The organism is Agarivorans albus, from assembly GCF_019670105.1.
GTDB lineage: Bacteria > Pseudomonadota > Gammaproteobacteria > Enterobacterales > Celerinatantimonadaceae > Agarivorans > Agarivorans albus.
In genome coordinates, this window is the sequence record NZ_AP023032.1 from 1,069,454 (window position 1) to 1,087,689 (window position 18,236).

An 18,236-nucleotide genomic window follows, 5' to 3' on the forward strand; every position below is an offset into this window, starting at 1 on the left:
AAATTGGCGCTAGCGTTACCGCAAGCGATACTCTTTTAGTGGTAACGGGATATAATGCAGCAATTTTCGCATAAGGCCAGATTTTAGGGGAGAGAAAACATGCCTTCATTTGACATTGTTTCTGAGATAGATGCTAACGAAGTTCGCCATGCTTGTGATAACGCGATACGTGAACTGGAAACGCGTTTTGATTTTCGTGGTGTAGAAGCCAGCTTCGAATACAAAGATGAGTCAATTAAGATGACTGCCGAGGCTGAGTTTCAGTTACAGCAAATGCTGCATATTTTGCGTGGCACTTTAGTCAAGCGCTCGGTTGATGCTAAGTCGATTGATTTAGCCTCAGTCACCCGTAGCGGCAAAACACACTCTCAAGTGGTTAACTTTAAAAACGGGATTGATCAAGCCACCGCTAAAAAAGTGGTTAAGCAGATCAAAGATGCCAAGCTAAAAGTTCAGGCCTCTATTCAAGGTGAACAAGTACGTGTTACCGGCAAGAAACGCGATGACCTGCAAGCAGCGATGGCTTTGGTACGCAGTGGTGAATACGACCAGCCGTTTCAGTTTAATAACTTTCGCGACTAAGGCTGTATAGCCAAGGTTTGTTGAACTGCATAAACCGTCATCTGGCGGTTTTTTTGTGTCTGGTGCTTATCTCATAAACTTTTTAATAAAACTTTCCCACCAAGTGTCCAAGTTTATATTTGTTAAACGTCATTACTATGTCGGTGAAATATGCTTCACTGATTAGATAGCAATTTTAATGGAGTGAAATAATGAGCAATAAACAATATATGTGTTTACTTCGCAGTGACTCGGGCGGCTGCGAACAATTATCTGCCAGTGACATGGAAGTGATGTATGCCAAATTTAACGCTTGGCAAACTAAGTTTGCCGACAACATTGTGGATATGGGCGGTAAGCTAGGCAGTGAAGGGGCGGTGGTTAATCGTGATGAAGTAAAAGATGGCCCCTTCATCGAAGTTAAAGAAATTGTTGGTGGCTATATGTTGCTTACTGCCAGTGATTTGTCAGAAGCTATTGAGGTGATTAAAGCGAGCCCTATGGTCGAAAACATGGGAACCAATATTGAGCTTCGAGAAATAAGCAAACCTTGAGTTCACACGGACAAATAGAGCACCTATTTCGCCACGAGTATGGCCAACTCGTGGCCTTATTAGTTCGCCGTTTTGGCTTTGAGCATTTTGAGCAAGCAGAAGATGCGGTGCAGTGGGCGATGGCTCAAGCGCTTGATACTTGGTTGAAACAGGCGGTGCCAGACAAACCCTCTGCTTGGCTCTATCAAGTGGCACTGCGTTACCTTTTGTCGCAGTTTCGCCAACAGCAAAGCCATTCTAATTCGCTAGCTCAAACTGAAGAGCCACAAACTGAGGTACTGGTAGAGCCGCCACTTAGTGGAGAATTAAGTGATGCTTTATTACGAATGTTGTTTGTTGCTAGTGATGAGGCTTTAGCGGTGGAGTCGCAACTGGTTTTCACTCTAAAAAGTTTGGTGGGGTTTAGCATTAAAGAAACCGCATTGCGTCTATTTATTAGTGAAGCCAATGCTTATAAGCGCTTTAGTCGTGCTAGAAAATACCTACAACAGCAGCCGTTGCAGCTAGACAGTTTAAACGAGCAAGACATGCAACGGCGTTTGCCCGCAGTGAATCGGGTATTGTATTTGCTTTTTACCGAAGGCTATTTATCTTCTCACGAAGATTTATCTATTCGCCAAGATTTATGTGAAGAGGCAATTCGTTTAACTAGGTTACTAAGCCAACATGCCTTGGGCAATCGGCCCGAAAGTTATGCTTTGTTAGCGCTTATGTACCTAAATACAGCTAGGTTGCCCGCGCGACAACAAGCGGGTGAGCTACTGTTGTTGCAAGAACAAGATCGTAGTAGCTGGAATCAGGCGCAAATTGCTATGGGCTTACGTTGTTTGCAGCGTTCGGCACAAGGTGAACAATTGTCTCGCTATCATATTGAGGCGGGCATAGCGGCAGAACACTGCTTGGCTTCTTCTTTTGAGCAGACTCGTTGGCATAAGATAGTGGAGGCCTATCTGTTGCTAGAAAAGCTGGCGCCTTCACCCTTTCATATTCTCAATCGAGCAGTAGCGCTAGCGCAATGGCAAGGGGCAAAGGTTGGCTTGGCAGAGCTGGAGAGTTCTCAAGTTCCTAGTTGGCTGAGTCGCTCCTATCATTGGTATGCAGTATTGGCAGACTTACAATTTCGCAGTGGAGAACAGAAACTGGCAGAGCAAAATGCCCAGCTAGCACTAGAGCAGGCCCCTAGCGCTACGATTAGGCGTTTATTAAGTAAGCGCTGGCGCTTAGTTGCGCCTGAAGATAGCGCTTAAGTTTGTTTGCTGGATTCGTTATGCGCCAATATCTTGGTAAAGTAGCCTTTCAAGCTGAGTAACATGATTAAACTTGGTACAACCATCACCGCGGTTAAGATGAAAAATAGCGGCCAAGATTCTAAATAATCTGCCAAGCTACCGCTGAAAGAGGCGAGCGTGGTTCGGCCTAAGTTGCCCAAACTGGCAAGCAAGGCGTATTGAGTTGCCGAGAACGCTTGGCCAGTAAGCACCGTTAAAAACGAAACAAAGGCTACTGTGGCAAAGGCACTGGTAAAGTTATCGACAATAATGGTAGCTAAAAATAGTTGTTCATCTGGGCCGGTCGCGGCAATCCAGGCAAACATTAAGTTACTGCTAGCCATAGCAATACCACCTAATATAAGCCCTTTAATAATGCCAAAGCGTACATTAAAGGCACTGCCAACAATGGTGAATAAAACCGTTGCACCCCAACCAATAAGTTTAGAGTAATGGCCAATTTGCTCGTTACTAAAGCCTACTTCGCGGTAGAAGGTAATTGACATGCGGCCTAAGAATGCTTCGCCAATTTTGAATAGAAACACAAACAGCAACAAGGTTATGGCTACGCGCACCCCGTTGCGGCGGAAAAAATCTAAAAACGGTTCGGCAACCGTTACCGTTAACCAAGCTACCAAAGGTGATTTAGTGCCAAGGTATTGAGCATGGCGCGCTTCGGCTTGTTGTTGCAATGCTTCACGGTTGCTAATAGGTTCTTTCACTAACACGGTAAAGAGCATCAATAGCGCAACAATGAAACACATGCCTAAATAGACACCATTCCAACCAATGCTGTCGGCGTTAATAAATGCCAAATACCCCGGCAGAGAATAGCCCGTCCACCAACCGATTACGGCCATGGCCGAGGCTTGCGGTAAGCGATGTGAATCGCTATTTGCAAAGGTATCGATACGGTAAGCATCAATGGCAATATCTTGGGTGGAAGAGGCAGTGGCGATGCACAAGGCCAGCAGCGAGGTAAAGACTAAGCTGTTGGCTGGGTCAAACTGGGCAATGCCAAAGGTACACAGCAACACGATACTTTGGCATAAAAATATCCAACTTCTACGTTGGCCGAGCCAAGCATGTAAAACGGGAAGTTTTACCCTATCAACTAAGGGAGCCCATAAAAAATTGATGGCATACACGGTAAATACCGAGCCAAAAAAGCCAATGGCTGAGCGTGACAAACCAGCGTCGGTAAGCCAGCCCGACATATTAGAACCAATTAGTACCCACGGAAAACCGCTGGCACAACCGAGCATAAATACCCAAAGCAATCGTTTATCTAAATAAGAACGTAGGGTCTGAGACCAATTTAGCGATGAGTTCATTTATAGCTCGGTTAAGTTGTGGCGAGTTTACGGTTGGCTTTCGTCAACAATGACTACATCTTCAATAATCACTTTTTCCATAGGAACATTGCGCATGCCAGGGATAGGACCTGTTTTAGTTGGCTTGCTTACAATTCTATCCACTACGTCCATGCCTGAAGTGATCTCTGCAAATACCGTGTAGCCGTATTTATTTGCGCTGCCGTCTAAATAGGCATTATCGATAACGTTGATGAAAAACTGACGAGTAGCACTGTGTGGGTCGTTAGTGCGTGCCATCGCAACGGTGCCACGCTTGTTGCTCAAGCCGTTTTTCGACTCGTTTTCAACTGGGCGATAAGTATCTACTTTTTCGTAGTTAATTGAGTAGCCGCCACCTTGCACCATAAAGTTAGAAATGGTGCGGTGAAATAACGTACCTTTAAAGCTGCCGTCTTCTACATAGCGAAGGAAGTTAGCGACAGTTTTTGGCGCAGCTTCGGCATTCAGTTCCATTTCAAATTCACCTTGGTTAGTGATGAATTTTAAGGTTTGTGCACTAGCACCAAGGCTTAATGTAGCGAAAACACAAGCTACCAAGGTGTTACGGAAAATGCCCAAGTTCATAATTGATACTCCAATACTTCAATAAGTTGCGGGTCGTTAGCGATTTGTGTCAGTAGTTCAGAAAGCTGTTGGCTCATGGCTTCGCTTTGCTTGCTTACGTTGACAGAAAACGCACCTTCATTAGTGTGGGTGGAACGAAATTGTTTGCTTAAGGTTTTGTGAGGGGTGTCGATAGTCACCTTTAAACGCATAACAGAACTGGCGGCATGTTTAACGCTGCTTTCTTCTACTTTGTTGGCCAATTCTAGAATATCAATGGTAATTAGGTTTGGTGAGTCTGGCACAAAACCAATGCCTTGTTGTTGCCAAGCACTCGAGAGCTGTTGCTCAATGTTTTGACGCAAATTGCTGCCGCTTGAAATCAGCTGGGCCTGTTCTTCACCTTCTTGGTGAATGCTAATTAAAAATCGGTTACTGCGTAAATCTTGAGATTTTATTGCAGCAATGATTGAGTGTTGAGCCGAATCATTAACCTCAATGCTTGGGGTTAATGCGACTTGCTGCGGTTGGCTGCTGCAGGCGCTAAGCCCTAATACGCCGCTAATTAGCAAAGCGGGCAATAAAAACTGAGTTTTCAAGTTGTTCACCTTAATGAGTGGATTAACGCTTAGTGCTGCTCAGAATAACAAATTTGTTATTGCTCGCCAGTAACTTATAACCGCCAAAGTAAGATTTTAATAGTGGGTGATAGCCCAAGTGTCGGTTAGCTACCACTATCAGTTGGCCGCCACTGCGTAAGCAGCGTTTAGCGTCACGAAACATTTGTTGGGCAATATGCGTAGAAATGGTGTTTTGTTGATGAAAAGGCGGATTACATAACACGAGATCGGCACTGTTGTCGGCTTGATGCTGCAAAGCGTTGTCGTGGTTAAACTCACAATCGGCTAATCGCTCTGGAAAGTTTAAGCTTACATTATTTTTTGCCGAGGCTAAGGCCATAGCCGATTCGTCACAAAAAGAGACTTTAGCTTTGGGATAATGTTTGAGAGCTTGCAAACCCAGTAAGCCATTGCCACAACCCAAATCAACCACAACTTCAAAATCGCCCTGTGGAAAATTGTCTAACATAAAGCGGCTGCCAATATCTAACTTGCCGAAGCAAAATACATTAGCGTGGTCGTTTAGCTTGAATTGGTGCTCTGCAACTTTCCATTGTTTGGGATAAGGGCTAGTAGAGCTAATACCTTGATAGTGGCCAAACAATAAGCGAGCTTTTTTCTTCGCCAGCGAAGTGCTTACCTCGCCAAGGTGTTTTTCAAATAAAGAGAAAACTGACTTAGGTAAGTTCTTTAGCATTACGCCGCAGGCAAAAAGGCTATCAGCCGACAATATCGCTTGCAGTGCAATTAGTTGGTATTCCAAATAATTTAAGCTTTTGGGCTGACGCATCAACACCATGTCACTGGCTGGAAGGCTATCGGTGCTGCTGAGCAGAGTGAGCCGCCCATCCATAGTTAAGTTATTTGCTTTTAAGTTCTCAGCTAAGGCTTGCTGAGCAATAAAAGAGTCGCTTAACCAATGTATTTGGCTATCGGCAAACTCAGGGGAGGCCAGCAGAGCACAGGCAAGTGCACCAAATTCATCGTTCATAATGAGTATGCGTTTGGCTGTGGTGGTTTGCTCAAAGGCAAAGTTGAGCATTAGTTCATCAGCAGCATTCCATGCTTGTAAATCGTTTGTCGCCTGTTTTGGGTAGCGCGATAAGCTCAAATGGAGCGAGTTAATTTGCAATTCATGACTCATATTGGATTTGTATGCTGCAGGCCTTGATTAGTGGCAGCAGTGTATCTAAGTTGAGGGCTAAACTAAAGCAACACCCATATGGAAATAGGCTGTCGTACGTGGTGCTAGCAGAAGATACTCAAGTAGAAAACATTGTTCATCATCAGCAATGGCTAAAAGCCGAGTCTGCCGAGGCATTTTATCGACAATCGCTTACCAAGCTGCCTTGGCAGCAACATACCATCAAAATATTTGGCAAAACTTGCTTGGAGCCACGCCTTTCCTTGTGGATAGGCGATGCGAATACCGCTTATCGTTATTCGGGCGAGTGGCGTACGCCTTTGTCTTGGCCTAGCTTTTTATTACCACTAAAGTTTGCCGTGCAGCAAAAGTGCGGGCAGCAGTTTAACAGCGTATTACTAAACTATTATCGAGATGGTCATGATTACATGAGCTGGCATAGTGACAACGAAAAGCAATTGGGTAAGCAACCGGTGATTGCTTCTTTGAGTTTAGGGCAAGCGCGTCGTTTTTTATTTCGTAATAAATCCAAAGATCAAAAACACGAGTATTTATTGGAACATGGCGATTTATTGGTAATGAATAAATTATGCCAAGACCAATGGCAACACAGCTTGCCTAAGGCTTTGCGGATAAAACAGCCGAGGATCAATTTTACTTTTCGTTATACAATGCCAGATGACTAATCAATACAGGGAACAGTTATGCGGGTTGAAACACTAATCACCAATAAATTGCAGCAACATTTTGCTCCAACGCATTTAGAAGTGGTGAATGAAAGTAATATGCATAATGTGCCTGCCGGCTCAGAGAGCCATTTTAAAGTGACAATTGTGAGTGAGGCCTTTGAAGGTAAACGTTTATTGCAACGCCATCGAGCGGTAAATCAATTGCTTGCCGAAGAGCTTAAAAATGAAATTCATGCTTTAGCAATGCATACTTTTACGCCCGCGCAATGGGCTGAGCAACAACAAGTACCTAGTTCACCTCAGTGCCGTGGTGGACAATAGCTAACACACTGCATCAAATAAGGATTGTTTAATGCGGGTATATATAAAGGTGGCGTTATTAACGTTGCTATTGAGTGCTTGCTTTGATCGCTCGGCGAATCAAGGCGAATCTCAGCCAGTTGAGCACACATGGACCCTAGTGACTTCTTGGCCAAAGCACCTACCTGGTTTAGGCTCAACGCCGGACCGTTTTGCTGAAGAAGTGGCCGCGATGAGCAATGGCCGTATGCAAATTAATGTATATGGCGCTGGTGAGCTTTATCCCGCCTTAGAGGTATTTAGCGTAGTGTCGGAAGGAAAAGCTGAAATGGGCCATAGTGCAGCGTACTATTGGCAAGAGCAGTTTCCTGCGGCGGCATTTTTTAGTTCGGTGCCTTTTGGCATGCAAGCAAAAGAGCTGAATGCTTGGTTATACCTTGGAGGAGGCATAGAGCTATGGCGTGAGTTATATGCGCCTCATAACTTAATTCCTTTTCCTGGTGGTAATACCGACGCGCAAATGGGTGGCTGGTATAACAAAAAAATATCCACTATTGCAGACTTTAAAGATTTGAAAATGCGTTTGCCCGGCCTAGGTGGGCGAGTACTTGAATTAGCAGGCGGCCAGCCAACAAATTTACCTGCTGGGCAGCTTTACACTGCTTTGCAATCTGGTGAGTTAGACGCTGTTGAGTGGGTGGGACCATACAACGACCTTGCGTTTGGTTTTCATAAAGTCGCACCTTACTACTATTACCCAGGCTGGCATGAGCCGAGTACCACCTTAGAATTTGTGATAAACCAAGATGCTTTTGCCGCCTTGCCTGCTGATTTACAACGAATTGTTGAAAATGCCACCAAAGTCGTTAATCAAGAAACCCTTAACGAATATGTGGTCTACAATATAGAAGCGCTCAATGTGCTGGCCAACGAGCATGGCGTAGAGGTATTGGCATACCCCGATGACGTGCTTGCTTCGCTTAAAAGTTTCAGTGTTGAAGTGATCCAAGAGTTAGCCCAGCAGGATCGGTTCTTTGAAAAGGTTCTCAGTAGTTATCAGCGGTTTCAATTTGGCGTACTTAAGTACAATCAGGTGAAGCTGGATCCAACAACCTTAGAATAAGCTAAAAATCACCACAAAATAATTAGGGTGATATGTCAGCAATTTGAGCTTTGTTTGGTGGAAGCATGACTTGTTTTACAAGTCTGTTAACAATCCGCTAACACTTAAGTCGAATAGGTTAGGTTTTTGGCCTTTTTCTTTGGAGAAATAGGATTAATTGGTGCTAGAATACACGCGATTTCTGTGTCTTGTTAGTTAATTGTCTAAGACTTGTTAGCTGAACTACCCAATTTTGAGTACAAAAGTTACACAGGAATCATCGCTCGTCTTCCGACCCAACACATGTGTAAGAGAGTATGATTACAATAAATAAAGGACTGGATTTGCCTATAAAAGGCGGTCCCAAACAGCAAATAGTAGACGCGTCTATTGTTACCAAAGTTGCTGTACTCGGAGAAGATTATGTAGGCATGCGTCCTACAATGAAGGTTCGAGTGGGTGACGTGGTAAGCCAAGGTCAGACGCTGTTCGAAGATAAGAAGAACCCCGGCGTTGTATTTACTGCACCTTGTGCTGGCGTTGTTCAAGAAATTAACCGTGGTGCCCAACGTGTATTGCAGTCTGTTGTTATTGAAAAACAAGACGGCGATAGCATCGACTTTGGTGCCCTAAGCGATGCAGAAATCGACAGCGCAGATCGCGCTACGATTGTAGACAAGTTAGTTAAGTCAGGCCAATGGGTTGGCTTAAGAACTCGTCCTTATAGCAAAGTGCCAGCAGTAGACTCAGAGCCTTCTGCCATTTTTGTTACTGCCATCGACACTAACCCTCTCGCTGCCGATCCCAAAGTAGTAATAGACCAAAACGAAAGTGCTTATTTAACAGGCTTACGTGTTTTGTCTCGTTTAACTGCTGGGGAAGTTTTTGTTTGTAAAGCAAATGATAGCTTACCTAAATCGGATGCAGCCCGTGTTGAAGAACACGTATTTGCTGGCCCGCATCCAGCAGGTTTAGCTGGAACGCATATTCATACCTTAAAGCCTGCTAGTGCTCAGCGCACAGTTTGGACGCTTTCTTACCAAGAGGTGATTGCATTTGGTCACCTATTTGCTAGCGGTAAAGTTTACAACCAACGGGTTGTGTCTTTAGCTGGTCCAGTGGTTAAAGAACCTCGTTTAGTGCGAACTGAGTTAGGCGCTAACGTTGTTGAGTTGACCGATGGAGAATTGGTTGACGGCGAGCACCGCGTTATCTCTGGCTCAGTGCTTATGGGTAATCATGCTACTGGTCCTCACGCTTATATTGGTCGTTATCACCAGCAGGTTGTTGCGCTGGAAGAAGGTTACGAGAAAGAGTTTATGGGCTGGGCTGTGCCTGGTACCAGTAAGTTCTCTTTAGCGAGAATATTTATCTCTGGCCTTAATAAGAGCAAATTGTTCCCATTCACCACAACTACCGGTGGTAGTGCGCGTGCGATGGTGCCAATTGGTCAGTACGAGCGCATTATGCCGCTAGATATTTTACCTACGTTATTGCTTCGAGATTTGTTGGCTAATGATACCGACAGTGCTCAACAATTAGGTTGTTTAGAGCTAGATGAAGAAGATTTAGCACTGTGTACCTTTGTGTGTCCTGGCAAATACGAGTACGGTAGCGTGCTACGTGAATGTTTGACCAAGATTGAGAAGGAAGGTTAAGCATGAGCAGTATTAAAGATTATATTGAAAAGATTGAACCGCAATTCTTACCTGGCGGTAAGCATGAAAAGTGGTTCGCTTTATACGAAGCTATCGCGACGTTTTTATACTCGCCAGGCTTAGTAACCAAGAAGAACACTCACGTACGTGATGCGATTGACTTAAAACGTATCATGATTTTTGTTTGGGTTGCCTTAATGCCGGCTATGTTCTTTGGCATGTACAACGCAGGTATCCAAGCTAATGAAGCCATTATTGCTGGCGCAGGTACTGTACCTGACGATTGGCATGGTGCATTAATTAGCATGCTAGGGGTTCCAACGGGCGCCGAAGCAGGCTTGATTGCGGCGATGATATATGGGGCAATTTTCTTTTTGCCTATCTATCTAACCGCTTTTGTTGTTGGTGGCTTCTGGGAAGTATTGTTTGCTTCTGTGCGTGGCCATGAAGTTAACGAAGGTTTCTTTGTTACTTCTATCTTATTTGCACTTACGTTGCCTGCAACCATGCCGCTATGGCAAGTTGCTTTAGGTATCACCTTTGGTGTTGTAGTGGCCAAAGAAGTATTTGGCGGCACCGGAAAAAACTTCCTAAACCCTGCTTTAGCTGGCCGTGCTTTCTTGTTCTTTGCTTACCCAACAGCCATTTCTGGCGATGCGGTATGGACAGCAGTAGATGGCTACTCAGGCGCAACTGCACTAAGCGTTGTTGCTGCAGAGGGTATGCAAGGTTTAGTTGACCAAGGCATTTCTTGGAGCGACGCATTCTTTGGCTTTATTCAAGGTTCAAGTGGTGAAACCTCTACGTTCTTGCTAGCTCTTGGTGGCCTATTCCTGATCTTTACTCGCATTGCATCATGGCGCATTGTTGCCGGTGTATTAGTGGGTATGGTGATTAGCAGCTTGCTATTGAACATGATTGGTTCTGACAGCAACATGATGTTCCAGCTACCTCCACATTGGCACTTAGTATTGGGTGGTTTTGCTCTTGGTATGTTCTTTATGGCAACCGACCCTGTGTCTGCTTCATTTACCAACAAAGGTAAATGGTGGTACGGCGGTTTAATTGGTGTGATGGTGGTGTTAATTCGCGTAGTTAACCCGGCATTCCCAGAAGGCATGATGTTGGCAATTCTATTCGCTAATTTGTTTGCTCCAATTTTTGACTACTTTGTAGTTCAAGCCAATATCAAACGGAGGCTTGCTCGCGATGGCCAGTAATGATTCCTTAGCCAAAACCATTAAGGTTGTTGTTGGCGTAAGTTTAGTGTGTTCAATTGTTGTATCTCTTGCAGCAGTTGGTCTACGAGGGATGCAGCAGCAGAATGCGGTTGAAGATAAGCAGAAAAATATCTTGGCAGTATCTGGTGTAGCCCTAGATGGTCGTAAGGTAGCTGATGTTTACTCGCAGGTGATTGAGCCACGCGTGATTGATATCGAAACCGGTGAGTTTGTTTCTCAAGATCAAATTGACCCTGCTACCTTTGAACAGCGCAAATCAGCTAAAGATCCAGCAACCAGTATTCGTTTATCTAGCGAAGAAGATATTGCCGGTATCGTTCGTCGTTCTAACCTTGCTAGCGTGTATCTTGTTAAAGATGAGCAAGGCGAAATTGAACGGGTTATTTTGCCAGTACATGGTCGTGGTCTTTGGTCAACTATGTACGCGTTCTTGGCTATTCAGCCAGACGGCAATACCGTTGATGCGATTGTTTACTATGACCAAGGGGAAACTCCTGGTTTAGGTGGTGAAGTAGCTAATCCATTGTGGCAAGACAAGTTCATCGGCAAAAAGCTGTTTGACGAAAATGGCGATACTGCGATCTCTGTGATTAAAGGTAGTGCTCCAGCCGACTCGCTTTACGAAGTGGACGGATTATCTGGTGCAACGCTTACCAGTAACGGTGTCGATGCCACCTTCAAATTTTGGTTAAGTGATAAAGGCTTTGGTAAGTTCCTTGCCAAGTTGCAACAGGGAGGCCTAAACAATGGCTGATGCTAAGGAAACCAAAAAGGTTCTATTTGGGCCTGTTTTTGCAAATAACCCTATCGCACTACAGGTGCTTGGTGTTTGTTCTGCATTAGCGGTAACCAGTAAGTTAGAAACTGCGTTTGTAATGACCCTAGCCGTAATTGTTGTTACTGCATTCTCTAACTTGTTCATCTCTATGATTCGTAATCACATTCCTAGCAGTGTGCGAATCATTGTTCAAATGGCGATTATTGCTTCATTAGTAATTGTGGTAGACCAAGTGCTTAAGGCGGTGGTGTATGACATTTCTAAACAGCTCTCGGTATTTGTTGGTTTGATTATTACCAACTGTATCGTAATGGGCCGTGCAGAAGCCTTCGCAATGAAGGAGCCACCGTTTAAATCATTCCTTGATGGTATCGGTAATGGCTTAGGCTATGGTGCTATTTTGATGTCAGTAGGTGCTGTTCGTGAACTATTTGGTTCGGGCTCGCTATTTGGTATCGAAATTATGCCTTTGATCAACAATGGCGGTTGGTACCAACCAAACGGTCTATTGTTATTGCCTGCTTCGGCATTCTTCATTATTGGTTTGTTGATTTGGGCCTTGCGTACTGCATACCCAGAGCAAGTAGAGCCGAAGGAGTAATCGAGTGGAACATTATATTAGTTTGTTAGTTCGCTCTATTTTCATTGAAAATATGGCTTTAGCTTTCTTGCTAGGTATGTGTACCTTCCTAGCGGTTTCTAAGAAAGTTAAAACTGCATTTGGCTTGGGTGTAGCGGTTATCGTGGTATTGGGTATCTCAGTACCAGTAAACCAGCTTATCTACTTCAACTTATTGGCTCCTGGCGCGCTAAGCTGGGCTGGCTTGCCAAATGCTGATTTAAGCTTTTTGGGCTTCATTACCTTTATTGGTGTTATTGCCGCCTTAGTACAAATACTAGAAATGGTATTAGATAAGTACTTCCCGGCCTTGTACCAAGCTCTAGGTATCTTCTTACCGTTGATTACCGTTAACTGTGCCATCTTCGGTGGTGTATCGTTCATGGTGCAACGTGAGTACAACCTAGGCGAATCTTTGGTATACGGAATAGGTAGTGGTATCGGTTGGATGTTAGCCATTGTGGCGCTAGCCGGTATTCGAGAAAAGATGAAGTATTCAGACGTGCCAGACGGTTTACGTGGTTTAGGTATTACCTTTATCACCGTAGGTTTAATGGCAATGGCGTTTATGTCGTTCTCAGGCGTTCAGCTTTAAGACGGCCAATAACTACAAGGAAAATTAGTCGATGGAAATTATTCTCGGCGTAACCATGTTTACCTTGCTCGTCTTGGCTTTAGTAACAATCATTTTGTTTGCTAAGTCTAAGCTGGTAAGTTCTGGTGACATTCAAATTTTAATTAATGATGATCCTGCCAAGGCGATTACTACTCAAGCGGGTAGCAAGTTGCTGGGTGTATTAGGTAATTCAGGTATATTCGTATCTTCTGCTTGTGGTGGCGGTGGCTCATGTGGTCAATGTCATGTTCACATTCATGAAGGTGGCGGTGATATTCTTCCTACTGAATTAGATCATATCAGCAAGCGTGATGCTGCTACCGGTTTGCGTTTAGCCTGTCAGGTTAATGTTAAGCAAGACATGAAAATTTCGTTACCAGAAGAAATTTTTGGTGTGAAAAAATGGGACTGTGAAGTTATCTCTAACGATAACAAAGCAACCTTCATTAAAGAGCTTAAACTGCAAATTCCTGATGGTGAATCAGTGCCATTCCGCGCGGGTGGTTACATTCAAATTGAAGCACCAGCTCATCACGTTAAGTACTCTGACTTTGATGTAGAAGAACAATACCGTGGCGACTGGGAACACTTTGGTTTCTTCAACTTAGAGTCAAAAGTTGATGAAGAAACCATTCGTGCATACTCAATGGCGAACTACCCTGAGGAAGAAGGCATCATAATGTTGAACGTGCGTATTGCTACGCCGCCGCCAAACAACATGAGCCTACCTTGCGGTAAGATGTCTTCGTACATCTTTAACCTAAAAGCAGGTGATAAAGTTACTATCTCTGGTCCATTTGGTGAGTTCTTCGCGAAAGAAACCGATGCTGAAATGGTATTTATTGGTGGTGGTGCAGGTATGGCACCTATGCGTTCACACATTTTCGACCAGCTTAAGCGATTGAGCTCGAAGCGCAAAATTAGCTTCTGGTATGGTGCACGTTCACGTCGTGAGATCTTCTATGAAGAAGACTTCGACATGTTGGCCCGTGAAAACGAAAACTTTGAATGGCATGTTGCCCTATCTGATCCACAACCTGGAGACGACTGGGAAGGTAAAACAGGCTTTATTCATAACGTATTGTTTGAAAACTACTTACGTGACCACGATGCTCCAGAAGATTGTGAGTACTACATGTGTGGTCCACCGGTAATGAATGCAGCTGTTATTAACATGCTTAAAGATTTAGGCGTGGAAGACGAAAACATTCTACTTGATGACTTTGGTGGCTAAACCGTGAGTTTAGTGAAGCATTATTGGCTAGCCCTGCTTGGGCTAGCCTTTTTTATTAGTGGCTGTAGTGAGCAAAACAATTTGTATACCTTACAAATTGAAGGGCGCACTATGGGAACCTATTACCAAATAAAGTTAGTTGAGCCTAAGGCCAAACTGCCAGATGGCGACAAGCTGCAAGCTAAAATTGACCAAGTGTTACAACAAGTCAATCAAGAGATGTCTACCTACAAAGCCGATTCTGAATTGTCACGTTTTAACCAGCACTCTAGTAATCAAGCGATTAGCATTTCAGATAATCTAGCTTTGGTGATTGAAGCCTCTTTACAGCTCTCAGAAGACTCTAATGGTGCTTTTGACGTAACCGTAGGTCCGCTGGTCAACTTGTGGGGCTTTGGTCCTGAGGGGCGTCCTGAGAAGCGACCTAATGACCAGCTACTCGACGAGACTCGCGCTAAAATTGGCTACCATCACTTAAGTTTGAATGCTGGTAAGTTGTCAAAAGATCTACCTGAGCTTTATGTAGATTTATCAGCAATTGCAAAAGGCCACGGAGTAGACCGTGTTGCTGATTTGCTGGAAGCTGAAGGTTACCTAAACTACATGGTAGATATTGGTGGTGAGTTGCGCCTAAAAGGTCACAATGACAAAGCCCTTGGCTGGCGCATTGCTGTAGAGAAACCCTTGGCTGAACAGCGGGCGGTTCAAAAAGTGATTGCACCGGGTGATAATGGTTTAGCGACATCGGGTGATTATCGAAATTATTTTGAGCAAGATGGGGTCAGATATTCACACACCATCAACCCAAATACCGGTAAACCGATTGCCAACCATATTGTGTCGGTAACCGTTATCGATGAAACCAGCATGATGGCCGACGCTTACGCCACCGCATTTACGGTAATGGGAGTGGAGCAAGCGATGGAATTTGCTGAAGCTAAGCAGCTAGCCGTGTATATTATCGAGAAGCAAGAGAACGAATTTGTTGAGCATATCAGTGCCAAATTTGTGCCTTTTGTAGTCCAATAACAGAATAAGGAGTCGTAATGGCTTATTTTTTGGTGACATTCATTTTCTTCATGGTGGTAATTGCCGCTATGGCTGTGGGCTACATTTTCCAAAAGAAAACCATTAGCGGAAGCTGTGGCGGAATTGCTTCTTTAGGCATCGAAAAAGTGTGTGACTGCCCCGAGCCTTGCGATAAGCGCAAAGCTAAAATGGCCTTGGTTGAGCAGAAGAAAAAGGCTCGCCAAGCCATGTTAGATGAGCATCGAATTATCTAAGGCTAACGGCTTTATCATTTAAAAAAAACAGCGCCTTTGCGCTGTTTTTTTGTTTTATACCAATCACACTAAGTAAGTGATCAGAAATAACGCAGGAAAAATACTCGAGAATAAGACAGGATTTTGCGATAAGTAGTTATTCTACAATCAAAAATCGTAACGCAGTTATCGAGAATTTTAACCAGATAGAATGAACAGTTACTTTGTACGATTGGTATTAGTGTTAGTCTCCTTTGGCTATTCCTTCACGCCTAGGATCGGCCGCACCTTCTAACCTATCGGGGTAGATCCTTATGCCTTGTAAACCCGAAGTCATATCTTTGATTTTGGTTTTGTAGCCTAAGGCTTCTAATGCTAATTGTTGATCTGCAGCGGCAGTATTGGCTTCCAACTCAAAGGTGCCAAAGCGATTGTTTAAGTGAGGCTGTTCAATAGCTTGTTGTAGGCTCATTCCCCAACTCAAGTGGTTAACTAAACTCTGCGCTACGTAGCCGATAATGCTACTACCGCCCGGTGAGCCAATGGCAATAATTGGCTGTTTGTTTTCCATAACAACGGTTGGCGCCATAGAAGAGCGGGGGCGTTTATTGGCAGCTACTCCGTTCGCCACTTTCTTGCCGTTTTTCTCAGCGACAAATGAGAAGTCAGTCAGCTGATTGTTAAGTAAGAACCCTTTTACAAATACTCTCGAACCAAAGGCATTCTCAATGCTACTGGTCATCGACAATACGTTGCCTTGGGCATCCACTATACTGATGTGAGTGGTAGAAGGAAGTTCTAGGCTTTGGTCCATACTGCGATAGGCGTTTAAAGGCAACTCGCCAGGGCTTACCGAGGTTAAGGCTTTATCCCCACTTAACAGCTTAGCGCGCTTGGCAAGGTACTCAGGGCTTAGTAAGTTGCTAAGTGGCACGTCGACAAAATCACTGTCGGCAAGGTAGGCGCCTCGGTCTGCAAAGGCTAGGCGAGAAGCATCACCGAGAATACGCCAGCTTTGTGGATTATTAGGTCCCCAATCTGCTAAGGGGTAATGCGCGGCAATACCGAGGATCTGTCCAACGGTGCTAGCGCCTGAACTCGGTGGCCCCATGCCACATATTGAGTATTGAAAGTAAGCAGAGCAAAGGGCAGGGCGCTGTTTTACTTGGTAATTTGCTAGATCTTTTTCGCTAAGCAAGCCCGGATTGTCATTGAATTGACCAACAGCCGCAACAATTGCTTTGGCGGTATCACCTTGATAAAAACCTGAAGCGCCTTGCTCTGCGACCAACTTTAAGGTGCTAGCGTAATCAGGGTTTTGTAGTAAATGCCCTTCGCGTAAAGGCTCGGCTGAGTCATCAAAGAAGTAGTCGCGGCTAGTTGGGTAGCGACCGAGGCGTTCAGCGTCGCCAGCAATTAACTTAGCCAATCGCGGGCTCACTCTAAAGCCTTCTTTGGCTAAGCCGATTGCCGGTTTAAACAAATCTTGCCAATTGCTGCTACCGTAACGCTGATGCATTTCTTCAAACAGCGCGATAACTCCAGGTGTGCCTACTGAACGCCCACCCACCACTGCGTCATAAAACTTTAGCGGTTTACCTTGCTGGTCCAAAAACAAGCCAGCATCAACTTGTGAAGGGGCTGTTTCTCTGGCGTCAAAGGTGGTGAGTTGTTGCTTGGCTGCATCGTAATACACCACAAAAGCGCCGCCACCAATCCCTGAGGATTGCGGTTCAACCAAGCCTAGTACGCTTTGCACGGCAATCATTGCATCTACGGCGTTGCCACCTGCCTTTAGCACCTCATAACCGGCTTCAACCGCTAAGGGGTTAGCAGCCGACACCATGAATTTTTTGGCAGTGACCTCGGTCTTAGCCTGCACTCCGCTGGCTAGCTCTGGGGCATAAGCATCGGCGCTTTGGCTATTTGAATAGCAAAAGCCGCTAATTATTAGGGTTGATGCCATGAGGTTGCGAGTAAACATGCTAAATCCTTTTTTAATGCGTATTTAGCCAGTGTAGCAGTCCATATATTAATCGCCATCGCTTGTTTATATGACTGAATTTACGCAGGTTTTTCTATTTGTATGAGAATTGAGCACAGCGGTGACGTAGATAAGAGACAGCTTGAAGCCGCATAACTCGTCGGTTTTGGCTTTTATCACTATTTAGGTGTCGCCTGTAGGCGACGCTGGCATTTAAGTTGCGTCCCTGAATTTTGGTTAAGTTGTTGATTTTAATTGTTTTTTAAAAGTTGGTTCGACCTTTGCTATATGTAGTTCGTCAACCGCTAAACCTAGTTAGCGGCCATTTAGTGAAGTAGATGTTAAACAAGGAGTTTCTTATGAACTTGAAGTATAGCTTTCCAGTGTTAGCGCTATTTGTAGCCAGCCTAGCCTCGGCAAATAGTGAAGTGTTCAAAGACCTAGATACCAACCAAGATTTGGTGGTAAGCATGGAAGAAGCTGCCGAACTACCGATCCTTACTGAAGTATGGAGTGAGCTTGATACAGACCAGGATGGTGTATTAAGCCAAGCAGAATTCATAAACCTTGAAATTTCCGTTCAACCTGAAGACCCTGAAAACAGCGAAGTAGCTGAATAGTTAGTTCCTTTATGTTTTCGTGAACCGATCCAATTTTAGGACGCTGTCGGGGGCCAATTTTTCTGCG

20 protein-coding genes are annotated in these 18,236 nt (G+C 44.5%); 15 read left to right on the forward strand and 5 right to left on the reverse strand.

From position 1 onward, the window contains the following. Window positions 1–99 precede the first annotated feature (99 nt). The 3 genes from K5620_RS04970 to K5620_RS04980 all read left to right on the forward strand — a co-directional run bounded on the left by K5620_RS04970 (window position 100) and on the right by K5620_RS04980 (window position 2,362). A complete protein-coding gene (locus K5620_RS04970; protein WP_016400328.1) occupies window positions 100–582 on the forward strand; it encodes a YajQ family cyclic di-GMP-binding protein in 483 nt (160 codons plus the stop codon). Between the two features lie 191 nt (window positions 583–773). Beyond that, window positions 774–1,115, forward strand: a complete 342-nt coding sequence (locus K5620_RS04975; protein ID WP_016400327.1) for a YciI family protein — start codon at window positions 774–776, stop codon at window positions 1,113–1,115. Further along, complete coding sequence (locus K5620_RS04980; protein WP_016400326.1) at window positions 1,112–2,362, forward strand: RNA polymerase sigma factor; 1,251 nt, start codon at window positions 1,112–1,114, stop codon at window positions 2,360–2,362. Before K5620_RS04975 ends, K5620_RS04980 begins: the two co-directional genes overlap by 4 nt. On the opposite strand, the gene K5620_RS04985 is transcribed toward K5620_RS04980, so the two are convergent. From K5620_RS04985 to K5620_RS05000, 4 genes are read right to left on the reverse strand one after another with little or no spacing between them, the layout of a single operon-like run. Continuing rightward, window positions 2,359–3,717, reverse strand: coding sequence for an AmpG family muropeptide MFS transporter (locus tag K5620_RS04985; protein WP_016400325.1), 1,359 nt, complete (start codon window positions 3,715–3,717; stop codon window positions 2,359–2,361). The two genes, K5620_RS04980 and K5620_RS04985, sit on opposite strands and share 4 nt — an antisense overlap. A 27-nt stretch (window positions 3,718–3,744) precedes the next feature. Next, window positions 3,745–4,323, reverse strand: coding sequence for a peptidylprolyl isomerase (locus K5620_RS04990; protein WP_016400324.1), 579 nt, complete (start codon window positions 4,321–4,323; stop codon window positions 3,745–3,747). After that, on the reverse strand, window positions 4,320–4,901 hold the full coding sequence (locus K5620_RS04995; protein WP_016400323.1) for a YajG family lipoprotein: 582 nt from the start codon (window positions 4,899–4,901) through the stop codon (window positions 4,320–4,322). Before K5620_RS04995 ends, K5620_RS04990 begins: the two co-directional genes overlap by 4 nt. Window positions 4,902–4,923: 22 nt before the next feature. Next, the gene (locus tag K5620_RS05000) at window positions 4,924–6,066 is read right to left on the reverse strand and encodes a methyltransferase (RefSeq protein ID WP_016400322.1); all 1,143 of its coding nucleotides are present in this window, start codon (window positions 6,064–6,066) and stop codon (window positions 4,924–4,926) included. Between the two features lie 11 nt (window positions 6,067–6,077). Here K5620_RS05000 and K5620_RS05005 point away from each other — a divergent pair, with 11 nt between their 5' ends. From K5620_RS05005 to nqrM, 11 genes are all read left to right on the forward strand, one after another. Further along, the gene (locus K5620_RS05005) at window positions 6,078–6,752 is read left to right on the forward strand and encodes an alpha-ketoglutarate-dependent dioxygenase AlkB family protein (RefSeq protein WP_016400321.1); all 675 of its coding nucleotides are present in this window, start codon (window positions 6,078–6,080) and stop codon (window positions 6,750–6,752) included. A gap of 18 nt (window positions 6,753–6,770) precedes the next feature. After that, window positions 6,771–7,076 (forward strand): BolA family protein, encoded by a 306-nt coding sequence (locus tag K5620_RS05010; protein WP_016400320.1) that lies wholly within the window; start codon window positions 6,771–6,773, stop codon window positions 7,074–7,076. Window positions 7,077–7,107: 31 nt separating this feature from the next. Then, the gene (locus tag K5620_RS05015) at window positions 7,108–8,178 is read left to right on the forward strand and encodes a TRAP transporter substrate-binding protein (RefSeq protein ID WP_016400319.1); all 1,071 of its coding nucleotides are present in this window, start codon (window positions 7,108–7,110) and stop codon (window positions 8,176–8,178) included. A 296-nt stretch (window positions 8,179–8,474) separates the two neighbouring features. Then, complete coding sequence (locus tag K5620_RS05020) at window positions 8,475–9,815, forward strand: Na(+)-translocating NADH-quinone reductase subunit A (RefSeq protein ID WP_040306818.1); 1,341 nt, start codon at window positions 8,475–8,477, stop codon at window positions 9,813–9,815. Window positions 9,816–9,817: 2 nt separating this feature from the next. Further along, window positions 9,818–11,035 (forward strand): NADH:ubiquinone reductase (Na(+)-transporting) subunit B, encoded by a 1,218-nt coding sequence (locus K5620_RS05025; protein WP_016400317.1) that lies wholly within the window; start codon window positions 9,818–9,820, stop codon window positions 11,033–11,035. Next, window positions 11,025–11,810, forward strand: a complete 786-nt coding sequence (locus K5620_RS05030; protein WP_016400316.1) for a Na(+)-translocating NADH-quinone reductase subunit C — start codon at window positions 11,025–11,027, stop codon at window positions 11,808–11,810. Before K5620_RS05025 ends, K5620_RS05030 begins: the two co-directional genes overlap by 11 nt. Next, window positions 11,803–12,435, forward strand: coding sequence for an NADH:ubiquinone reductase (Na(+)-transporting) subunit D (locus K5620_RS05035; protein ID WP_016400315.1), 633 nt, complete (start codon window positions 11,803–11,805; stop codon window positions 12,433–12,435). Before K5620_RS05030 ends, K5620_RS05035 begins: the two co-directional genes overlap by 8 nt. Window positions 12,436–12,439: 4 nt before the next feature. After that, entirely contained in the window at window positions 12,440–13,048 is a 609-nt protein-coding gene (gene nqrE, locus K5620_RS05040) for an NADH:ubiquinone reductase (Na(+)-transporting) subunit E (protein ID WP_016400314.1), read from the forward strand. A 31-nt stretch (window positions 13,049–13,079) separates the two neighbouring features. After that, window positions 13,080–14,303: an NADH:ubiquinone reductase (Na(+)-transporting) subunit F gene (gene nqrF / locus K5620_RS05045; protein ID WP_016400313.1), complete on the forward strand. Its 1,224-nt coding sequence runs from the start codon at window positions 13,080–13,082 to the stop codon at window positions 14,301–14,303. Between the two features lie 3 nt (window positions 14,304–14,306). Continuing rightward, the gene (locus K5620_RS05050) at window positions 14,307–15,332 is read left to right on the forward strand and encodes an FAD:protein FMN transferase (RefSeq protein WP_016400312.1); all 1,026 of its coding nucleotides are present in this window, start codon (window positions 14,307–14,309) and stop codon (window positions 15,330–15,332) included. Between the two features lie 17 nt (window positions 15,333–15,349). Next, window positions 15,350–15,586: a (Na+)-NQR maturation NqrM gene (nqrM, locus tag K5620_RS05055; protein ID WP_016400311.1), complete on the forward strand. Its 237-nt coding sequence runs from the start codon at window positions 15,350–15,352 to the stop codon at window positions 15,584–15,586. A 223-nt stretch (window positions 15,587–15,809) separates the two neighbouring features. Here nqrM and ggt read toward each other — a convergent pair whose 3' ends face one another. Then, window positions 15,810–17,549, reverse strand: a complete 1,740-nt coding sequence (ggt, locus tag K5620_RS05060; RefSeq protein WP_016400310.1) for a gamma-glutamyltransferase — start codon at window positions 17,547–17,549, stop codon at window positions 15,810–15,812. Window positions 17,550–17,908: 359 nt separating this feature from the next. Between ggt and K5620_RS05065 the strand changes: the two genes are divergently transcribed. Beyond that, window positions 17,909–18,169 carry an EF-hand domain-containing protein gene (locus K5620_RS05065; protein ID WP_016400309.1) on the forward strand — a complete coding sequence of 87 codons (261 nt, stop codon included), beginning with the start codon at window positions 17,909–17,911 and terminating at the stop codon, window positions 18,167–18,169. Window positions 18,170–18,236: the final 67 nt, after the last annotated feature.

Coding starts and splice junctions, on each gene's coding strand:
- K5620_RS04970 (WP_016400328.1), top strand. CDS start 100: ATGCCTTCATTTGACATTGTTTCTGAGATAGATGCTAACGAAGTTCGC.
- K5620_RS04975 (WP_016400327.1), top strand. CDS start 774: ATGAGCAATAAACAATATATGTGTTTACTTCGCAGTGACTCGGGCGGC.
- K5620_RS04985 (WP_016400325.1), bottom strand. CDS start 3,717: ATGAACTCATCGCTAAATTGGTCTCAGACCCTACGTTCTTATTTAGAT.
- K5620_RS04990 (WP_016400324.1), bottom strand. CDS start 4,323: ATGAACTTGGGCATTTTCCGTAACACCTTGGTAGCTTGTGTTTTCGCT.
- K5620_RS05000 (WP_016400322.1), bottom strand. CDS start 6,066: ATGAGTCATGAATTGCAAATTAACTCGCTCCATTTGAGCTTATCGCGC.
- K5620_RS05005 (WP_016400321.1), top strand. CDS start 6,078: ATGCTGCAGGCCTTGATTAGTGGCAGCAGTGTATCTAAGTTGAGGGCT.
- K5620_RS05010 (WP_016400320.1), top strand. CDS start 6,771: ATGCGGGTTGAAACACTAATCACCAATAAATTGCAGCAACATTTTGCT.
- K5620_RS05015 (WP_016400319.1), top strand. CDS start 7,108: ATGCGGGTATATATAAAGGTGGCGTTATTAACGTTGCTATTGAGTGCT.
- K5620_RS05020 (WP_040306818.1), top strand. CDS start 8,475: ATGATTACAATAAATAAAGGACTGGATTTGCCTATAAAAGGCGGTCCC.
- K5620_RS05025 (WP_016400317.1), top strand. CDS start 9,818: ATGAGCAGTATTAAAGATTATATTGAAAAGATTGAACCGCAATTCTTA.
- K5620_RS05030 (WP_016400316.1), top strand. CDS start 11,025: ATGGCCAGTAATGATTCCTTAGCCAAAACCATTAAGGTTGTTGTTGGC.
- K5620_RS05035 (WP_016400315.1), top strand. CDS start 11,803: ATGGCTGATGCTAAGGAAACCAAAAAGGTTCTATTTGGGCCTGTTTTT.
- nqrF (WP_016400313.1), top strand. CDS start 13,080: ATGGAAATTATTCTCGGCGTAACCATGTTTACCTTGCTCGTCTTGGCT.
- nqrM (WP_016400311.1), top strand. CDS start 15,350: ATGGCTTATTTTTTGGTGACATTCATTTTCTTCATGGTGGTAATTGCC.
- ggt (WP_016400310.1), bottom strand. CDS start 17,549: ATGTTTACTCGCAACCTCATGGCATCAACCCTAATAATTAGCGGCTTT.
- K5620_RS05065 (WP_016400309.1), top strand. CDS start 17,909: ATGAACTTGAAGTATAGCTTTCCAGTGTTAGCGCTATTTGTAGCCAGC.